General features: G+C 26.2%; 15 protein-coding genes and 1 riboswitch. Of the genes, 1 reads left to right on the top strand and 14 read right to left on the bottom strand.

Features of this window, described 5'->3' with window-relative positions; translation table 11 throughout:
* Nucleotides 1-152 precede the first annotated feature (152 nt).
* From JWF52_RS07120 to JWF52_RS07145, 6 genes are all read right to left on the bottom strand, one after another.
* On the bottom strand, nucleotides 153-4,019 hold the full coding sequence (locus tag JWF52_RS07120; protein WP_208332879.1) for a putative mucin/carbohydrate-binding domain-containing protein: 3,867 nt from the start codon (nucleotides 4,017-4,019) through the stop codon (nucleotides 153-155).
* A 109-nt stretch (nucleotides 4,020-4,128) separates the two neighbouring features.
* Nucleotides 4,129-4,212, bottom strand: a riboswitch (cyclic di-GMP riboswitch).
* A 202-nt stretch (nucleotides 4,213-4,414) separates the two neighbouring features.
* Nucleotides 4,415-4,933, bottom strand: coding sequence for a VanZ family protein (locus tag JWF52_RS07125; RefSeq protein WP_208332880.1), 519 nt, complete (start codon nucleotides 4,931-4,933; stop codon nucleotides 4,415-4,417).
* Between the two features lie 25 nt (nucleotides 4,934-4,958).
* Entirely contained in the window at nucleotides 4,959-7,025 is a 2,067-nt protein-coding gene (locus JWF52_RS07130; protein ID WP_286184045.1) for an ABC transporter permease, read from the bottom strand.
* The gene (locus tag JWF52_RS07135; protein ID WP_208332881.1) at nucleotides 7,012-7,779 is read right to left on the bottom strand and encodes an ABC transporter ATP-binding protein; all 768 of its coding nucleotides are present in this window, start codon (nucleotides 7,777-7,779) and stop codon (nucleotides 7,012-7,014) included. Before JWF52_RS07135 ends, JWF52_RS07130 begins: the two co-directional genes overlap by 14 nt.
* A 98-nt stretch (nucleotides 7,780-7,877) precedes the next feature.
* Entirely contained in the window at nucleotides 7,878-8,894 is a 1,017-nt protein-coding gene (locus JWF52_RS07140; protein WP_208332882.1) for an ATP-binding protein, read from the bottom strand.
* Nucleotides 8,891-9,550, bottom strand: coding sequence for a response regulator transcription factor (locus JWF52_RS07145; protein ID WP_208332883.1), 660 nt, complete (start codon nucleotides 9,548-9,550; stop codon nucleotides 8,891-8,893). The genes JWF52_RS07140 and JWF52_RS07145 overlap by 4 nt, the downstream gene beginning before the upstream one ends.
* A 214-nt stretch (nucleotides 9,551-9,764) precedes the next feature.
* Here JWF52_RS07145 and JWF52_RS07150 point away from each other — a divergent pair, with 214 nt between their 5' ends.
* Nucleotides 9,765-10,646 (top strand): DNA-3-methyladenine glycosylase family protein, encoded by an 882-nt coding sequence (locus JWF52_RS07150; protein WP_208332884.1) that lies wholly within the window; start codon nucleotides 9,765-9,767, stop codon nucleotides 10,644-10,646.
* Nucleotides 10,647-10,731: 85 nt separating this feature from the next.
* Here JWF52_RS07150 and JWF52_RS07155 read toward each other — a convergent pair whose 3' ends face one another.
* The 8 genes from JWF52_RS07155 to JWF52_RS07190 form a co-directional block, all read right to left on the bottom strand.
* The gene (locus tag JWF52_RS07155; protein WP_208332885.1) at nucleotides 10,732-11,574 is read right to left on the bottom strand and encodes a L,D-transpeptidase family protein; all 843 of its coding nucleotides are present in this window, start codon (nucleotides 11,572-11,574) and stop codon (nucleotides 10,732-10,734) included.
* 323 nt (nucleotides 11,575-11,897) lie between these two features.
* Nucleotides 11,898-12,569: an ABC transporter ATP-binding protein gene (locus JWF52_RS07160; RefSeq protein ID WP_208332886.1), complete on the bottom strand. Its 672-nt coding sequence runs from the start codon at nucleotides 12,567-12,569 to the stop codon at nucleotides 11,898-11,900.
* Between the two features lie 10 nt (nucleotides 12,570-12,579).
* Complete coding sequence (locus tag JWF52_RS07165; protein ID WP_208332887.1) at nucleotides 12,580-13,131, bottom strand: hypothetical protein; 552 nt, start codon at nucleotides 13,129-13,131, stop codon at nucleotides 12,580-12,582.
* Between the two features lie 31 nt (nucleotides 13,132-13,162).
* Nucleotides 13,163-14,365 carry an ABC transporter permease gene (locus JWF52_RS07170; RefSeq protein ID WP_208332888.1) on the bottom strand — a complete coding sequence of 401 codons (1,203 nt, stop codon included), beginning with the start codon at nucleotides 14,363-14,365 and terminating at the stop codon, nucleotides 13,163-13,165.
* Nucleotides 14,343-15,377 (bottom strand): efflux RND transporter periplasmic adaptor subunit, encoded by a 1,035-nt coding sequence (locus tag JWF52_RS07175; protein ID WP_208332889.1) that lies wholly within the window; start codon nucleotides 15,375-15,377, stop codon nucleotides 14,343-14,345. Before JWF52_RS07175 ends, JWF52_RS07170 begins: the two co-directional genes overlap by 23 nt.
* 281 nt (nucleotides 15,378-15,658) lie before the next feature.
* Entirely contained in the window at nucleotides 15,659-16,150 is a 492-nt protein-coding gene (locus JWF52_RS07180; RefSeq protein ID WP_208332890.1) for a hypothetical protein, read from the bottom strand.
* A gap of 84 nt (nucleotides 16,151-16,234) precedes the next feature.
* Nucleotides 16,235-17,407 carry a sensor histidine kinase gene (locus tag JWF52_RS07185; protein WP_208332891.1) on the bottom strand — a complete coding sequence of 391 codons (1,173 nt, stop codon included), beginning with the start codon at nucleotides 17,405-17,407 and terminating at the stop codon, nucleotides 16,235-16,237.
* Nucleotides 17,407-18,090: a response regulator transcription factor gene (locus JWF52_RS07190; protein WP_208332892.1), complete on the bottom strand. Its 684-nt coding sequence runs from the start codon at nucleotides 18,088-18,090 to the stop codon at nucleotides 17,407-17,409. Before JWF52_RS07190 ends, JWF52_RS07185 begins: the two co-directional genes overlap by 1 nt.
* Nucleotides 18,091-18,250 lie beyond the last annotated feature (160 nt).

Genomic DNA, 18,250 nt, shown 5'->3' on the forward strand with positions numbered 1-18,250 from the left:
CTTTAATTACTCATAAAAATAATATAAAACCAATAGTATCTTTTTTAATAATCATAATAAAAAAGCTATATTTAGATATTTAGATAGATATCTTAATATAGCCATTACATATTTTATAAATGAAATATCAGTTCGTAAAATACGAAGTAAATTTATTGCATATGAGAATAAATTAAATTTTCTCCCCCTAAATTAAACATACTATTACTTAAATCCAATGATAACACACCAGAACTTAAATCATGTGGTGTATTTTCTACAAATCCTTTTATTGCTAGTCTCCTATTTTTCTCTAAATGAGATAACTTTAAATAATCTCCATCACTATACGAAGCATTATTCAACCTTTGTGCTATACTGTCAGCTGCTTCATTACCTTTTACTAAGTATCTACCTTGCAGTTGTCCATCTTTATTGTAATGTTCTATTGTTATATACACAGCTTCACCCATATATGTATTAGCTATTTTTCCAGTTGACGTTGCTACAAACCTTTTATTTTCTGTATCAAATCCTAACTTTAAGAATATTTCATTGTTATATCCTTTAAACTGTATATCATTTATTTCTCTTAAATTTTCTATAGCAAATTTTATTTTACTTATCACTTCTTGAATTTCTTCTTCATATACATTTGACGCATCTATTACTTTTTCTCCTTCTGTTATTGCATCTTGTAATTTTTCATAAGTTAATTTTGTGTATAAACTCTCTTTTATCTCTTTTCCTTTTGATATTTCTAATATTAATTCATTTTTATCTGCTGATATATCTAATTTCTCATTTGAGTAATAGATATTGTCTCCTCCTAGATAAAATATACTTTTATTTAAACTTAATTCACCTACTCCATTACTTAAATCATGTGGTGTATTTTCCACATATCCAATCACGGCCAATCGTCTATTTTTTTCTGAATGACTTAACTTTAAGTAATCTCCATCTCTATATTGAACTTGATTTAATTTTTCTGCTATACTGTTTGCATTTTCATTTCCTTTTATTGAGTATTTATTTTGTAACTCACCTTTTTTATTGTAATGCTCTATTGTTGTATATACTGCACTTCCCATATATGTATTAGCTACTGTTCCACTTGATGTTGCTATAAACCTTTTATTTTCTATGTCAAATCCTAACTTTAAGAATATTTCATTGTTATATCCCTTAAACTGTATCTCATTTATTTCTCTTAAGTCTTTTATAGCTTTTTCTATATTATTTATGGCACTTTCAACTTCTTCTGCATCAACATTTTCAGTGTTTACTACTACTTGGCCTTCGTTTATTTTTTCTTTAAGGTTTGCCCAAGTACTATTTGTATATTTACTTTCTTCAAGTTTATTAGCTTTTGATATTGTTTCTTTTAAATCATCCGTATTTGCACTTAAATCCAATTTTTTGTCTGAGTAAATTAAACTTTCTCCTGTTAAATAGAATAAACTATTATTTAAGTCTAAGTTTCCTACACCATTACTTAAATTTTTTGGTGAATTTTCCATATATCCATTGATTACTAATCTTAAGTTTTTCTCTGCATGATATAACTTTATATAATCATCTTCTTTAAAAGCTAAATTATTAAGTTTACTTGCAACATCATTAGCATTTTGATTTGCTAGCATCTTATAACTTCCTTTTTTCTCTCCTTTTTTGTTAAAATGGTCTATTCTTACATATTCATTTGAATGCATATATGAATTTGCTACTTTTCCACTTGATTTTGCTATAAATCTATTTTCATCAGTATCAAAGTTTAATGTCAAAAATGTTTCATTGTTGTATCCTTTAAATACTACTTCATTTATTTTTCTTAAATTATCTATAGATTCTTTAAGGCTTATGGTTGCATTACTTATTTCTTCATCACTTGCTTGATTGTTGTTATATACAGCATTAGCTTCATTTGATTTTTCTATCATCTTAGCCAAAGTAGTTTTTGTATAATCTTGTTCTTTAAGTGTTTTCACCTTTTTTAATAAATCTTCTAAGTCATCTTTATTAAATCCTAAATCTAGCCTTTTATCTGAGTAATTTAACTTACCCTTTTGAATATAAAAATAACTACTATTTAAATTAACATTAGTAAGACTGTCATTTATATATCCTGGAGCATTTTTTACATTACCTTTAATAGCTAGCCTTCCTTTTTCAGTATGATCTAATTTTAAATAGTCTCCATCTCTGTATTTAGTTGAATTTAGTTTTTTAGCTAATTCATCAGCATTTTGCCCACCATTTAAAGTATAAGTAGCTTTTTTATTTCCATGTTTATCATAATGTTCTATTTTGATATATTGATCTCCTATGAAAGAGTTGGCTACTTTCCCACTTGATGTAGCTTTAAAACCTTTATTTTCATCATCAAATTTTACTGTTAAAAAAGTTTCCTCTTTATATCCTTTGAATATTATTTCATTTGTTGAATCTTCTATTTTTAATTTTTTATAAAAACTTTTTTCTTTTCCATTTTCTTTAGATGCTACTTTTATATCACTATTTAAAGATATAGATTCACTTAATTCATAACTAAATTTTCCATTTACATCAGCAGTAGTTTTATATTCTACTCCATCTACATTTATAAATATTTCTGAGTTAGGATTACTCATTCCTGATAATACTATATTACTTCCATCAAATGCTGATTTTAATGTTGGAGGTATAGATATATTTTTATATTCATCAAAATTTTCTGTATCTGACATATGTATAAAGCTTGACGTTGAATTCTTTATTACATCATCTATTACCTGTCTTCTTGTTATACTATTTCCTGTTGCTTCTATATATGGAATTACATTTAATTTATACTCTTTTGCAATAAAATAAGCTATATAATCCCATCCGCCATATGGGTATCCATTTTCTCTATAATAAGTTTCAGCCTTTGCCATAAATTCACTATCTATGTTGTCTATGAAACTTAAGAAGAAGTACATAGAATGTATACTTCCCTTAGAACCAGACTTTAAATACTTTTCATAGCTAGGAACTACGGTTTCAGCATCATAATTATTTTTTGTATCACCATAAATCCAAGCCCATTGAGGTTTTTCAAAGTCTAATCTTCTAAGTGTATTTGCAAACATATTGTTCCAATACTCTATAAACCCCCAACCCTGTTCATATATGTGTCCATACTCATGATACATTCCCCATGTATCTGATTTTTTGGGGTCTTTTAAATATTCATGTATATTTTTAGGAAGAGTATCTAGCATCTGTCCTCCAGCAGACATATATCCAACTTGTTCATTTCTTGCGCTAACTAATACAAAATTTTCTCTTGGTCTATTTATTTCTTTATCGTTACCTTCTTTTAATCCTGCTGTTTCATTAAATGTTGATATAATTCTTTCATGTGTATCTAGTGTATCACTAGCATCTATATTCTTTGGTATGTATTTTGATTTAGGAACATAAAGTCTTACATTATCACTTATAAATAAAGCTCCATCTTCTTTATTTTCATTAGAGTAAATAGCGTTTTCAAATTCATCCTCATCTACAATGACCTTATCAGATAATTTCTCTTTTCTCATATCATAAGTAGGTGTAATTTTATAATCACTACCATCTAATGTGATTACTACATCTACAGAGAAATCATCATCTACATTACCATCATATTTAATATTTCCTACTTCTAAAAATAATTGACCTTTTCTAGGAACTTCTACAGTAGTTTTTTCTCCTACTTTAATAGTTTTTAATTCTCTTAAGTTATTTACATCATGTAAAGATAATGTTGCGCTACCTGATACACCTTTCCCTTTGATGAGAATATCCACTTCAGTTTTTTCCATTACTTCTATACCTAGTGGTTCACTGGCATGAAAAGGTATATTGAATTTTTTGTTGTCCTCATTAGGACTTAGACTTGTCTTTCTATAAACCTTTAAATTTTCTACACTATCTTTTTTTACTTTACTATCACTTGCAAAAACTGTTGTGATATTAACATTTGTTGCTAACATAGTTACTAATAATCCTGTCATGATAAATTTTTTATTCATGGCTCATCTCCCTTTAAAATAAATTTTATAATAAAATTTACCCTAAGAGCAAAAAAGACTGCACTAAAGAGCAGTCCACAATATCTTAAAATACAAAGAATATTTACTCTTTGGCAACTGGCTGGCATAGTATAAAACCTTAGCCCCTATAGCTTTGCGTCATTAGATTTCCCTAATTTTGCCTATTTATTTAAAAATTATTCTAACATATTTTTTATTTTAATTCTATCTTTTTCATAATGTTTTTCTGAATATACTAAAAAATCAATTTATTCAAGATTATAATAAATATATTTCTATTTTAATTTTATGATATTTATACTTTATGTAAAAAAAGATATCACCATAATTTTGGTAATATCTTTTCATAACTAATAAATATTATTTTTAATAACTTAATTATTTTTAATTATTTTATCAAATAATTTATAGATACCATAACCTAATACACTACCAATAAAATTCATAATAATATCGTCAATATCGCAAGATCTGCCTATAAAATATTGTACAAATTCTATTAAAAAAGTAAATAATAATGCGTATAAGCATGTATACTTAAACTCTCTACATTTTTTTAATACTATAGGTAATAATAACCCAATCGGTATAAACATTATAATATTAGCAACTACTTGTGACATCATTGCTTTATATCCCATATCATAAGTCTCAATTAAAAACTTAAATGGAACAAAATTTATAAATCTGTTTGATGGATTAAAATCTATTCCTCCAAGAAATATTGTCATTACTAAAATAATAAAAATACTAAATCCTAACAATAAACAACTAAACTGTTTTATAAATGGTATCTTCTTTTTTCTCAAAATAAAGTATACTGGTGAATATAAAATACATACACCTAAAAATCCAATTATAGCAATTATAAAATATCCTATTATTCTGTCCATAAAATCACGTCCTTATATTAACTAACTATTGCTCTTCTTTTATTATATTTTTGCTACATATATAAGTAATAATAAAGTATCCACCATATATTACAAATAAAAATATAGTTGTCATAATAATAGATTTAATAATTTTTGCTTTACCAAATGTTTCTAACATCATATTACAGACTTGTATCCCAAATATAGAATGAATAATTGCAAGCACTAGCGGAAAAGCAAAAAATACTCCTATTTGTATAAATAAAGATTTATTAATCATTTTTTCATCTAATCCAATTCTTCTTAGTGTTATATATCGTTCCTTATTATCCGCACTTTCTGATAATTCCTTTAATGCAAGGATAGCTGCACTAGATATTAAGAAAACTATTCCTATATAAAGACCTATAAATGTTGCCATTGCACCAGTTCCTATATTATCATTATATATATCTATCTTAGTATTAATATAGGTGCGTAAATTTTTATCATATAAGTCATTCTTTATATCAAATATTTCATCTTCAATATTTTGTTTATCTATTTTACTATTTCCTGTATAATTTGCAGCTAAAATTTCTTCAGTAATCATACTTTCATCTACTGCATCATCTGGAACTAAAACTATACCCATATTATTTGGTTCCGCTGATATTGTAATAAATCCAACTTTACATTCTTCGTATTTAGGTTTGTAAGTTTTTCCATTTAAGGTTATAGAAGGATTACCTTTTAAACCTTGATTGCGCATTTCTATCATGCTTTCATAATCACAAATAATAATATACTCATTATCTTTTAAAGTGTATCTTGTATTTTTGTATAGATTTGCAATTTTATTATAATCACTTATTTTTACAATATTCTCTGGTGTATTAAAATAAGAGTAAGTATCATCTTTTCTTACTTCTTCATAATAATTACCCAATGTATCTTTTAACGCTACCTCTTTAGTAGAATAAGTATTAAACTTAGCTATATCCTTAAAATTTTTATCTACATCAAAACTCATGTCAGCTAAAGTTTGATTAATACTTTGCTTTGAATTTTCTATTTGAATATTAGAATATTGATTTCCATTATTATCTGCTTTTTCTAAATTTATAAGTTTTTTAATAGTGATATCTACTTTTGCTAATTCTTTTAAGTTATTTTTAAGAGTAGTATTCATTGAAACTGAACTAGAAAAAATACATATTGTTAAAAATAGCATTAAGCATATTATAGACATCGAAACTACTGTTGTATTTATTTTGCTACTAATTTGTCTTAATGTAAAATTATTTAAATTTTTGTAATAAACATTCTCCATAGACATTATTATTTTTAAAATCAATCCAGATATAGACCAAAATACTAAAAATGTACCTATTGCTCCATAAATCATTTGCATTAAAACACTACTAAACTCAACTAAGTTACTTGCACCAGCAGTTACATTGTAGTAAGCATAAGATAATAAACAAACTGCAAATATAAATACTACTATACAAATATATGGATTTTTAATTTTAACCTGCTCTGATTTCTTTATTCCTTGTATCAAGTCAATTAACTTACATCTACTGACCTGTATAACATTAAATAGCATTACTATCAAATATATTATGCAAAAATAAACAGATGTTTTTAAAATAGCACTATATGAAACTATAAATTTAAATTTATTCATATCTGCTTCAAACATATTTGCTACTACTATTGACATTACTTGTGATAATGCTAGTCCTAAAACTAATCCTACAATTAAAGAAATTATACCTATTAAGATAGTTTCAAATAAAATTATTTTTGATATACTTCCTTTTCCCATACCCAATGTCATATATATACCAAATTCTTTATTTCTTCTTTTCATCAAAAATTTATTAGCGTAAATAATTAAAAATCCTAAAATAAAAGATACAAATACACTTATACCAGACAATGCACTATTAATCATTTCCACTGCATTATTAGTAGATTTAGATAAATTTAACATTACAGTTTGACTTTCTATTGAGTTAAATATATAAAATATTGAAATTCCTATAATAAGGGTAAAAAAGTAAATAGCATAATCTCTAAAACTTTTCTTTATGTTTTTGAAAGATAGTTTAAATAACATCATTCACATCGCCTCCTAGCAATGAAACAATATCAAGTATCCTTTCAAAGAATTCTTTTCTACTATCATTTCCCCTCATAAATTCATTAAATATTTTTCCATCCTTTACAAAAACTACACGAGAAGAATAGCTAGCAGTAAAAGCATCATGTGTAACCATTAATATAGTTGATTTTAATTCTTGATTTAAGACTTGAAATATTTCTAACACTTTTCTCGCACTGCTAGAATCTAGTGCACCGGTTGGCTCATCTGCTAATACTAGCTTAGGATTTGTAATTACTGCCCTAGCACTTGCAACTCTTTGTTTTTGACCACCTGACATTTGATATGGATACTTGTCTAATACCTGTAAAATATCAAGTTTAGTAGAAATTTCATTAATACATTCTTTTATTTCATCTGCTTTAATATTTTGAATTTGTAGCGCTAATGCTATATTTTCATAACCAGTTAATGTATCTAATAAATTAAAGTCTTGAAATATAAATCCTAATTCTTCTCTACGAAATTTATTAAGTTTATTTCCATTTAATTTTGTTATATCCTTACCATCTAAAAAAATATGACCACTTGTAACTCTATCAATAGTAGAAATAGTATTGAGTAGCGTAGTTTTTCCAGAACCACTAGCACCCATAATAGCAACAAATTCTCCTTTTTCTACTTCCAAAGAAATATTATCTATTGCCTTAGTGAGATTTGATTTATTTCCATAATACTTGCTAATTCCATCAATTTTTAAAATACTATCCATATTTTGTATCCTTTCTTATCTCTAAATAATTATTTTACTAACTCTTACTATTTAATTATATAAAAAAGGAAATATAACTAACATCGAATTATATTACATTATCTTACATCACTGTAATATTTGTTATATTTAAAGTAAATTGATACTTTTGTAAAACAGCCCTTATTAGATTCTATCTGTATATTGTGACCTAATTTATTGCATAGCTTTTTCGATAAGTACAGTCCCATACCTGTTGAATTTGCAATTTTTCTTCCATTTTCTCCTGTAAATGATTTATCAAATACTTTTGAGATATCTTTTTCACTTATACCTATTCCATTGTCTTTTATTTCTAAAGCAATAACATCTCCAAAGGTTTTAGTATTAAACTTTATTTTTGCATTTTCTTCTTTTGAGTACTTTATACTATTGCTGACAATTTGATTTATAATAAACTCTATCCATTTGCTGTCACTTAAAATAATTTTATCTACATTACTTATTTCTATTGAGATATGTTTTAAAAGTAGGCTATCTTTATTTTTCCTTATTACACTATTTATTATTTCCTCAAGGTTGCAATGATTAATTAAATAGTCCTTTTCTGAATTTTCACTTCTAACAAAATATAGAACCTGTTCTACATAGTTTTCAATTTTATTTACTTGTTCTTTTATTTTTTTATTTGAATCTGGCTTATTATTATGTAAGATTAAAGTCATACTAGCTATTGGCAATTTTGCTTCATGAATCCACATTTCAATATATTCCTTAAAGTCATTAATGTTATTTTTATATACTTCTATTTCTTCATACATAGACTTATCTATTTCATAAAGAGAATCATAAAAAATCTTTCCTTCAATAAAGTTAGGTCTTTTAGATATTTCTGTAATTAAACATTTTTTGTCTAGCTGGTTTAAATTATCGATAAAATCATTATAAAAATTTCTTTTTCTAAAATAATCATAAAAAATAATTGATATTATAAACATTAACATTACTATTACTATTGATATTATTAAAGAATTTGGAACTCTAAACATAAATAGAAAGAATAATATAAAAGTTATCAATGCTATATACATTAAAATATGTACAATTTTATCATTTAAATAATCTTTTAATCTCATATAAGTATATATCCTTGTTCTCTTCTAGTTTCAATTACTCCGCTTAATTCTATTTCTTCTAGCTTTTTTCTTAATCTATTTATATTAACTGTAAGAGTATTATCATCTATAAACCTGTCATTTCCCCATAAATAATTCATCATTTCATCTCTAGTAACAATTTCTCCCTTATTCATAAGTAAGAAATAAAATATTGTTATTTCATTTTTAGATAGTAATAATTCTTGTTCCTTTGATTCTATAGTACTTTTTAACAGATTAATCTTTACATGTCTGTAGGTAAGATTTTTGTTATTTTTATTTATTCTTTTTAATAATGCCTCTATTCGAAGTAATAATAATATAGGACTATAAGGCTTTGTTATGTAATCATCTGCTCCATAACTCATACTAAGAACTTCATCTACTTCAGTATTTTTACTTGTTAGCATAATAATTGGTATATCTGATTCTTTTCGAACTGCTTTTAGTATTTGTTGTCCATTAATGTATGGTATTTTAATATCAAGAAGTACTAGATCTGGATTTATATTAAGTATATCCTTTTTTACATTTTCAAATGAATGTAGTATTATAGCACTATATCCATTATCCTCTAACAAAATTTTTAATTCTTCTCTTAATTCAATATCATCTTCTATAATTAAAATTTGCATATATTCCCTCCTATTTACATTAACTCATATATTTACTATTCCTATTTTAACATAAAATAAAAAAACATATTGACTATTATATCGATATGTTTTTTGAATAATCTTTCTCATTAATACTCTCTTTTTTATTCATTTTTTCTATACTTTAAATCTTAACTAGCTTGTGTTATATTTATATAGCTATATTTAACTAACTATTTAGGAGGTGATTCATATGAGGATTTACGAAAATTCAAGTGATATTGTAATCGAAAATATTAAAGATTTTGATATACATCATATCTTTTCCAGTGGTCAAAGTGTTAGATGGAAAAAACAAAAGGACAACTCCTATACTTGTGTAGTGAAAAATAAAATTATAAATGTTTCTCAAATAGATGATACTCTTTATTTAAAAAATACTAATTTAGAAGATGTTAAAAACTTTTGGGTTCATTATTTTGGACTTGATATTAATTATTCGCTAATAAAAGAAGAAATTTTAAACATATCTCCTAACTTATCTCATATTATAGATTTTGGATCAGGCCTTAGAATTCTTAATCAAGATGAATGGGAGACTTTAATTACGCTTATACTATCTGCTAATAACTCTATACAAATGCTTGAGAAGATAGTTGATAACCTATGTTCTCGTTATGGAGATTATATAGGCGAATACGAAGGAGAAAAATACTACTCATTTCCTACCCCTGAAAAGTTATCTTCTCTTTCATTAGATGAACTTAGAGAATGTAAGGTTGGATTTAGAGATAAGTATATAAAGTCTACGTCAATAGTTATTTGTAACAATTATATTGATTTATATAACCTAAATAAACTAGATACTAAATCATGTCTAGAAAGTTTAAGAAAACTAAGTGGTGTTGGCGAAAAGGTCGCAGATTGTGTCGCCATGCTATCAATGAAAAAGTACGATGTATTTGCCGTTGATATATGGATAAAAAGAATAATGGAAGATATATACTTTAACAACGAAAACAATTCATCAAAAAAAATCAGATTATTTGCAATCGATAAATTCGGTGATTTATCAAGTTTTATTCAGCAGTATTTATTTTTCTTTGCAAGACAAAATGAAGTAGGAAAATCATAATTTAAATATAAAATAGCTATATTTAGTAAAATCTCATAGAGGCTAAGCTTCTCTTCATACTAAATATAGCTATTATCATTTTAAATCAATTTATAATTATAGTAGTTTTATCTAATACATTATCATAAATCCACTGTGCATTATCTACAGCTAATCGAACACATCCATGACTCAAAGCCATCCCCAATCTATCATCTATTATTTCAGTTCCCTCTGAGTTAAATAAAATTGAATGATAGTAATAGCCACCTCTAATTCTAGTAGCGTATTTTACTCTATAAGTATCAGAACCAAAGTAAGGCTTTCTACCACTAACATAAAAAGTACCCTTAATAGTTGGTGTACTAGGTTTACCTATTGTACATGACCACTTGTGAAGTAAATTCCATGAGCCATCATTATTTTTTTCAAATACATAAGTAAGCTTATTTTCTAAATCTGTTGTAATCAAATTTATAGTTGGACTTTTAATTTGATTGTCGTTTACAAACTTTGTCATATCCGTATAAAAGTATTTAAAATCATATCCTTCCGGTGGATTTCCATCATCAGAAAGAAAATAGCTAAATATATATCCTTCTTGATTATCATACATAACATTACTCCAGTCTCCATTTACATATAACACTTGTACTATAGATTTTGGAGGAATTGTAGTTACCGGATTTGACTCAGCAGATGGATAAGACCTTAAAGTAACATCTGTCCATGTATATTTTGTTTTAGATAAGTAATCACTATATACGTACCCTTTTTGTCCATTATATGATACTTCATACCAATCTTCTTCAGCGTCAATAACTTGAACCTTAGACCCTATAGGTATTACAGTGATTATATTTGAAGAAGTAGATTTTTCTTCCCTTAAGTTAGTATTAGCTAAGGTGTATTTTTCCGAATTTTGTTGTTGTCTTTTATATTTTCCCATACTTCACCTCTAAATTTACTTTTTATAATATCCTATGAGATTTTTTCTTTATTTGATACCATTATACTCAAAACTAGCTGATACAAATTTTATTAAGCTAGAATAAATATATTTGGAATTGATATTTCAAAGTAAAAGACGACTAATAAAAATATAATCTAATTATAATTTATAACAAAAAGTATTAGCATATACTTATTCCAGTACCTTTTTCATATACTTCAATGGTATAGATGAATCACCAAAATTATACCCGTGTTTTTTCGACATTAATTTCCCACCTAGAGGATATAAAAAACAAAGTCCTTGATTGCTATTATCTTTTATATCCTTATATTCCCATCAATAATACTTATAATTCTATCTCCATAATTTGCAACGCTTTTATCATGTGTGATCATTATAATAGTATTTCCTTGATCTTTTAACTCCTTAAATAAAGCTAAAACCTCTTTACCAGTTTGTGAGTCTAATGCTCCAGTTGGTTCATCTGCTAAAAGTATAGCTGGATTTGAAACTAATGCTCTAGCTATGGCAACCCTTTGTTGCTGACCACCTGAAAGTTCATTTGGCTTATGCTTTAACCTATCCTCTAATCCTACAAGTCTTAATTTTTCAGTAGCTTTTTCTCTAGCAATTTGTCTATCTACACCCCTTATTAAAAGTGGTATCATTACATTTTGAATAACGCTATATTTTGGTATTAAATGATACTTTTGAAATATAAAACCTATCTTTTCATTTCTAACTAAAGCTAAAGCCTCATCACCTAAACCAGCAATATCCTTACCATCTAAATTATAACTTCCATCATCTAAGTTATCCATACATCCTATAATGTTCATAAGTGTTGACTTACCTGACCCAGAAGGCCCTAGTATTGATATAAATTCTCCTTTTGTAACTTTAAAACTAACATCTTTTAATACATGTAGTTTTTCTTCTCCTAAGCTATATGACTTATTTATATTTGATATATCTATAATATAATTCATAATCTACTTCCTATGATATTACATCTACTGATAATACAGTAGGCTTTTCTGATTTATTATCATCTACTGATAACTTTAAGTATGTACCTTCTTTTATAGCAGCTATTCCTTCTCCACTTCTAGCTGATAATATCTTTATATTTACACCTGTTGGTATAGTTATAGTTTTTAAGTCTCCTGTAAATTCTAATTCAACTAAAGGTTCGTTTTTTTCTATATCTCCTACATTTACCTTCTGTCCATCTTCTTTATTCATTGCTGGAGCTACACTAGCTGCAGGTTGTGACTCACCTTTTATTTCTTCTTTTTCTATTTCTTCTTTTTCTATTCCTTGTATGTCTTTTTCTGGATTTTTAGCTAATTCAAATTCTATTTCATTTCCAACTATACTTTTTACTTTCCCATAGATAAATTTTTCTTCCTTATTAGATTTATTTTCTAATACTTGCTCATTTTGAGGATTTTCTTTTGTAGATTCTTTCTTTTCTTCACTTCCTGAACTACAAGCTGTAACTCCTAATACTAAAGATATAACTAATCCTAATAATAATGGTTTTTTCATAATAATTTCTCCTTTTATTTTTTTATTTAATTTATTCGTAACTTAAAGCCTCTACAGGTTTTAGCTTTGATGCTTTGTATGCTGGATATATTCCAAATACTGTACCCGTTATAATTGCAAATGACAATGCTATTACTTGGCCATCTATTGTAAATAAAACTGGAACTCCTAAGTACTTTGTAAGTGGCATTAATAAATAACTTAATATTATCCCACATATACCTCCGAAACTACTTATTATCACAGACTCAAGTAAGAATTGAATTAATATATCTTTACCCGAGCTTCCTAAAGCCTTTAGTATACCTATTTCTTTAGTTCTTTCATTTACTGCTACAAATAATACATTCATTATACCTATCCCTCCAACTATAAAAACAATAGTTGCCACAGACATTAATAATACATTCATAGTCTTTGCTGAAGCTAAAGCTGCTTCTATTTTACTTCCTGCGTCTTCAACGTTAAAATTAACTGCTTCTTCATCAAATATATAGTCTAGAGAACTTTGAACATCTCTAATTCCATTTTCGACCTTATTTATATCATCAACTAATGCAGTTCCTTGAGGTATATAATTTTTTTCATCATATACATATTTGTATGCACTTGAGTATGGTATAAAAATACTTTTGTCTGGGCTTAATCCTTGTGTTCCATCACCTTTTCTATCTAAAATACCTATTATTTTATATGTTTTTTCATTTATTTTTATAGTTTCTCCTATAGCACTTTCTGCATCAATAAAATACTGTTGTGCTAAGCTCTCTCCTAATACACAAACTTTATCCTTTCCTTCTTGATGATATTCATTTAAGCTCTCTCCAAATTGTATATTAAGATTATTTATATCATTAAATTCATTGGTAATTCCTACTACTGATTCAAACCCCTCTTTACCTCTAACTTTTATACTAGTAAAACCTTGTACACTTAAAGTCACCTTACTTATGTTGTTGGAATCGTCCATTATCGATTGCATTTTTTCTTCATCTAAAGGAACAACCTCCTTTATGTCTAAATCTGGATTTTCAAAGTTAAGATTTATATAAATGCTTCCTGCACTCAATCCTTCAAACTGTTTCTTTACATCTTCTTCTCCACCTTTTCCGATTGCAATTACCATTATAATAGTTGCTGTTCCTACTATAATTCCAAGCGAGGTAAGAATAACCTTAAGTTTATTTTCTATTAAGTTTATAAATGTAATATTAATTAGCTCTTGAACCTTCAAAACCTCCCACCTGCCTTTCTTCTATTACAACTTGACCTTCTTGTAGTCCCTCTAATATTTCTGTAACCTTACCATCAGAAAAACCTGTTTTCACTTCTACTTCTTTTATTTTATCATTTTCTTTTACTTTAACTATTTGCTTATTGTCTTTCATCGTTATAGCTTTATTTGGTACTTGTATTACATTTTCCTTATTTTTTATTAAAAATTCAATTTCTGCTGTCATTCCTTGATATATCTCTAATTCTTTAGTATCTAATTCTGCTATAACTTTATAGTTAACATCTTCTCCTTGAGCTGAACTTATATAACTTTTTTCTTTTACAATTCCATTAACTTCAATGTCTGGGTAAGTCTCAAAAGTTACTTTAACTTCTTGATTTTCTTTTACTCCTATAATATCGGTTTGTGATAATAAAACATCTAGATATATTTTTTCTTCCTTTCCTATAACTACAACAGGATTTGATGGTGTTACACTTGCTCCTAATTCACCTTTTATATCTAAAACAATTCCATTATTTTTAGCATATATATATAATTTATTTAAATCTGATTTTAGTTTCTTAATTTTTTGGTTTATTTTATCTAATTCACCTTGAGCTAATTTTATCTGTGAATCTAGGGATAGATCTTCAGGTAAATTTTTCTTCTGATTTTTTAATTGGTTCAATGTTTCTGATTTAATATTTTGTTCTATTTTTGATTCTTCTATTTGTAAATTAATATCTTCATCTGATAGTTTTGCTAAGGTAGTTCCTTTTTTTACTTTATCACCTTTATTTACATAAATTTTTTCAATGGATCCATTAGTTTCAAATTTATGATCAACTCCCTCTAACTTAGCTTCTCCCCCTCCTTCTATTGAAACTCTTATATCATCAACTACTACTGTGTGTTCTTTATCTTTTTTTACAGGTTCTTCATTTTTAGGTTTAACCATTAATACTATAGCTCCACCTACTACACAAACACCCACTATCAGTGCTATTAATTTCTTTTTTGCTAACATATAATCCCTCCATTTATTCTGATGCTTCTTATGAGTTAAATATACTAAACAGAGTATAAAGTTTCTGTTAAGAATTTTATTTATAATAAAAAATTTAGAACTATATCAAAATAGAATTTCACGAATAATTTAAATTATATTCTTAATCCAAGTATGAAAAGCTATGAAAACAGAGTTAAATACCTGTAATTCATAGCTTTTTTGTTGATATTTATCAATTATTTAATATGTAGTTTCTTTTCCTCCATATTCTTATTTTTGAGATATCTATTTTAAATTTTTTAGTTAATTCTATCCACACTAGTTACCTGACCTTGCTCAAAACCTACATTGTCATCTTTATCAGACTCATAAATACCTATTCTTACATATTTTACTTCATTTATTTCCTCTGGTAGTATATTTGAATTTATACCGATTAAATCAATACTAATACTTTCTCCAGTTTCTTTTAATTTAGAAGTATCGATATCTAAATTATCATTATATCCCTTATCCTCATACCATTTTGGTGTCTCAATAATACTTACTTCTATTGTAGTACCTTCAATACTTAAAACTTTCCCAAATTTATATTTTACATTTTCACGTAAAGCATTTTCTACATTTTCACTAATTTCTTTCATTTCTTCATCTGTAAGTGGAGTACCTTCAACTTGTTCTTCTTGATTAACTTTAGGCTCTTCTTTACTTTGTTCTTTGTCTAGTTGACTACAAGCTGTCACACTTAAACTTATACATAATATAGTTCCTAATAATAGTGTTTTTTTCATAGTTATATTCCTTTCGTTTTTATTACAAGTATTATATTCAACTTAATAATAACCAAAGGAATATAAAGTTTCTGTTAAGAAATACTAATTGTATCGAATTTTTATAGTAAATTTACTTCCACTATTATCACTTTCAACTCTGATATTTCCATTATGATGATCTATTATAGTTTTTACAATTGAAAGTCCAAGACCTGAACCACCTATTTTTCTAGATCTAGACTTGTCTACTCTGTAAAAAGGTTTAAATATATTCTCATAGTCTTCTTTTTCTATTCCTATTCCACTATTTGTAATAACTATACTTATAAAGTCATTTTCTTCATTTAAATAAATATTTACATATCCATTTTCAATATTATATTTAATGCTATTTTCTATTAAGTTATAAATTGCTCTATATAAAAGTTGTTCATTTCCATAAAAAGCTTTAGCAGCATTAACATTCATGTTTTCATCAATATCTATATTTATATTTTTTTCTGATGCAACTTCTCTAAGTTCAACAATAATAGATTTAATAATTTTATCAAAGTTTATCTGATCCTTACGTTCTATATTATCTCTATTGCAAATACTCAATAATTCTTCCACTACTTTTGATAATCTATTATTATTTTTTTCTATTACACCTATTAGTTTTTTATAATCTTCTGTTGTTTGCTCTTTTCTTTTTTTAAATACATCTATTTTCATTTGTATAACTGATAGCGGTGTTCTAAGTTCATGTGCTACATTCAACGAAAATTGTTTTTGAGTTTCAAATGCATCATCTATTCTAACTAACATATTATTAAAAGATTTAGTTAACTCTTTTATTTCATCTTCTGCACCTTCTTCATTTATTTTTTTAGATAAATTATGTTCACTAATATCTTTTATTTCATCATTTAACTTTTTAACACTTTCTAAAGATTTTCCTGTTGTTAAGTAAGTTATTATACATCCTAAAACTATTACAGCTAACATAGAAATTATACTTGTAGCTGCTAGTTTATCTTTTTCCATTTGAGCTGCTTGAGTTATAGTTTGCGCTTGTGTAATTTTATTATTTTCTATAGTATTGTTATTATATACCTTCTTAGGAACAGTTTGCTGTATAATTGGTTTTGATACAGCTGATGAAGTCATCCCTATTTTATCAATAGATCTTGATACTGAAAATGAAGTAGTTATTGTTAATATTACACTACAAATTATAAGTACCATAGTGTTTATAAAGGTTACTTTAAGTCTAAGAGATAGATTTAACTTCATTAAAATTCACCCTTAGATTTTTCAATTATGTAGCCTACTCCAACAACATTTTTGATTATTTCTTCATCTAATTTAACCTTTAATTTTTTTCTTAAAGAATTTATATGAACTCTAACAACATTGCTAAACATATCAACGCTATTATCCCATATATGTTCTAAAAGCTCTTCTTGGCTTATAGCTTTGTTTATATTTTTCATTAAGTACTCTAGTATTGCAAATTCTTTTTTAGTTAATTTTATTTCTTCATTATCTATATAAGCTTTTCTTGATTTTGTATTTACTTTTAAGTTATTGTATTCAAGTTCATTATCTTCTTGTATAAACTTTCTTCTAAGTAAACATCTTATTCTTGCTTCTAATTCATCGAAATGAAATGGTTTAATTAAGTAATCATTTGCTCCTAGATCAAGTCCCTTTACCCTATCTTCTATACTTGAACGAGCTGTTAGTATTAATATCTTTGTTAATTTGTCATTTTGTCTTATATTTTTTAAAATATCTAATCCATCTATATTTGGTAGATTTAAATCAAGAATTACAAGATCATAATCATTTACAATAGCTAGCTGTAATCCTTCTTCTCCATCTTCACTTGTATCAACTGCATATCCATCTATTCTTAATCCTTCTGCTATAGCTTCTAATAGGTCTATTTCATCTTCTACAACTAATATTCTCATATTCTTTCCTCCTTTATTAGTTCTACTACCTATTATACATTTATTAGTATAAAGATTTTGTTAAGTTCTAATCCTTCTAACTTTTTAATTTAATGTAAAAAGCAAAAAGAACTGATTTCTAATCAGTTCTTTTCGTGGATTTCAATGGTGGAGACGATTC

The sequence above is a fragment of the Clostridium sp. CCUG 7971 genome, assembly GCF_017590215.1.
Classification (GTDB): Bacteria; Bacillota; Clostridia; order Peptostreptococcales; family Peptostreptococcaceae; genus Faecalimicrobium.

What these genes read in the sequence shown, in the direction of transcription:
- JWF52_RS07150 (WP_208332884.1), top strand. Translation starts at nt 9,765, where the DNA reads ATGAGGATTTACGAAAATTCAAGTGATATTGTAATCGAAAATATTAAA.
- JWF52_RS07165 (WP_208332887.1), bottom strand. Translation starts at nt 13,131, where the DNA reads ATGAAAAAACCATTATTATTAGGATTAGTTATATCTTTAGTATTAGGA.
- JWF52_RS07190 (WP_208332892.1), bottom strand. Translation starts at nt 18,090, where the DNA reads ATGAGAATATTAGTTGTAGAAGATGAAATAGACCTATTAGAAGCTATA.
- JWF52_RS07160 (WP_208332886.1), bottom strand. Translation starts at nt 12,569, where the DNA reads ATGAATTATATTATAGATATATCAAATATAAATAAGTCATATAGCTTA.
- JWF52_RS07155 (WP_208332885.1), bottom strand. Translation starts at nt 11,574, where the DNA reads ATGGGAAAATATAAAAGACAACAACAAAATTCGGAAAAATACACCTTA.
- JWF52_RS07135 (WP_208332881.1), bottom strand. Translation starts at nt 7,779, where the DNA reads ATGGATAGTATTTTAAAAATTGATGGAATTAGCAAGTATTATGGAAAT.
- JWF52_RS07185 (WP_208332891.1), bottom strand. Translation starts at nt 17,407, where the DNA reads ATGAAGTTAAATCTATCTCTTAGACTTAAAGTAACCTTTATAAACACT.
- JWF52_RS07130 (WP_286184045.1), bottom strand. Translation starts at nt 7,025, where the DNA reads ATGATGTTATTTAAACTATCTTTCAAAAACATAAAGAAAAGTTTTAGA.
- JWF52_RS07180 (WP_208332890.1), bottom strand. Translation starts at nt 16,150, where the DNA reads ATGAAAAAAACACTATTATTAGGAACTATATTATGTATAAGTTTAAGT.
- JWF52_RS07125 (WP_208332880.1), bottom strand. Translation starts at nt 4,933, where the DNA reads ATGGACAGAATAATAGGATATTTTATAATTGCTATAATTGGATTTTTA.
- JWF52_RS07120 (WP_208332879.1), bottom strand. Translation starts at nt 4,019, where the DNA reads ATGAATAAAAAATTTATCATGACAGGATTATTAGTAACTATGTTAGCA.
- JWF52_RS07145 (WP_208332883.1), bottom strand. Translation starts at nt 9,550, where the DNA reads ATGCAAATTTTAATTATAGAAGATGATATTGAATTAAGAGAAGAATTA.
- JWF52_RS07175 (WP_208332889.1), bottom strand. Translation starts at nt 15,377, where the DNA reads ATGTTAGCAAAAAAGAAATTAATAGCACTGATAGTGGGTGTTTGTGTA.
- JWF52_RS07140 (WP_208332882.1), bottom strand. Translation starts at nt 8,894, where the DNA reads ATGAGATTAAAAGATTATTTAAATGATAAAATTGTACATATTTTAATG.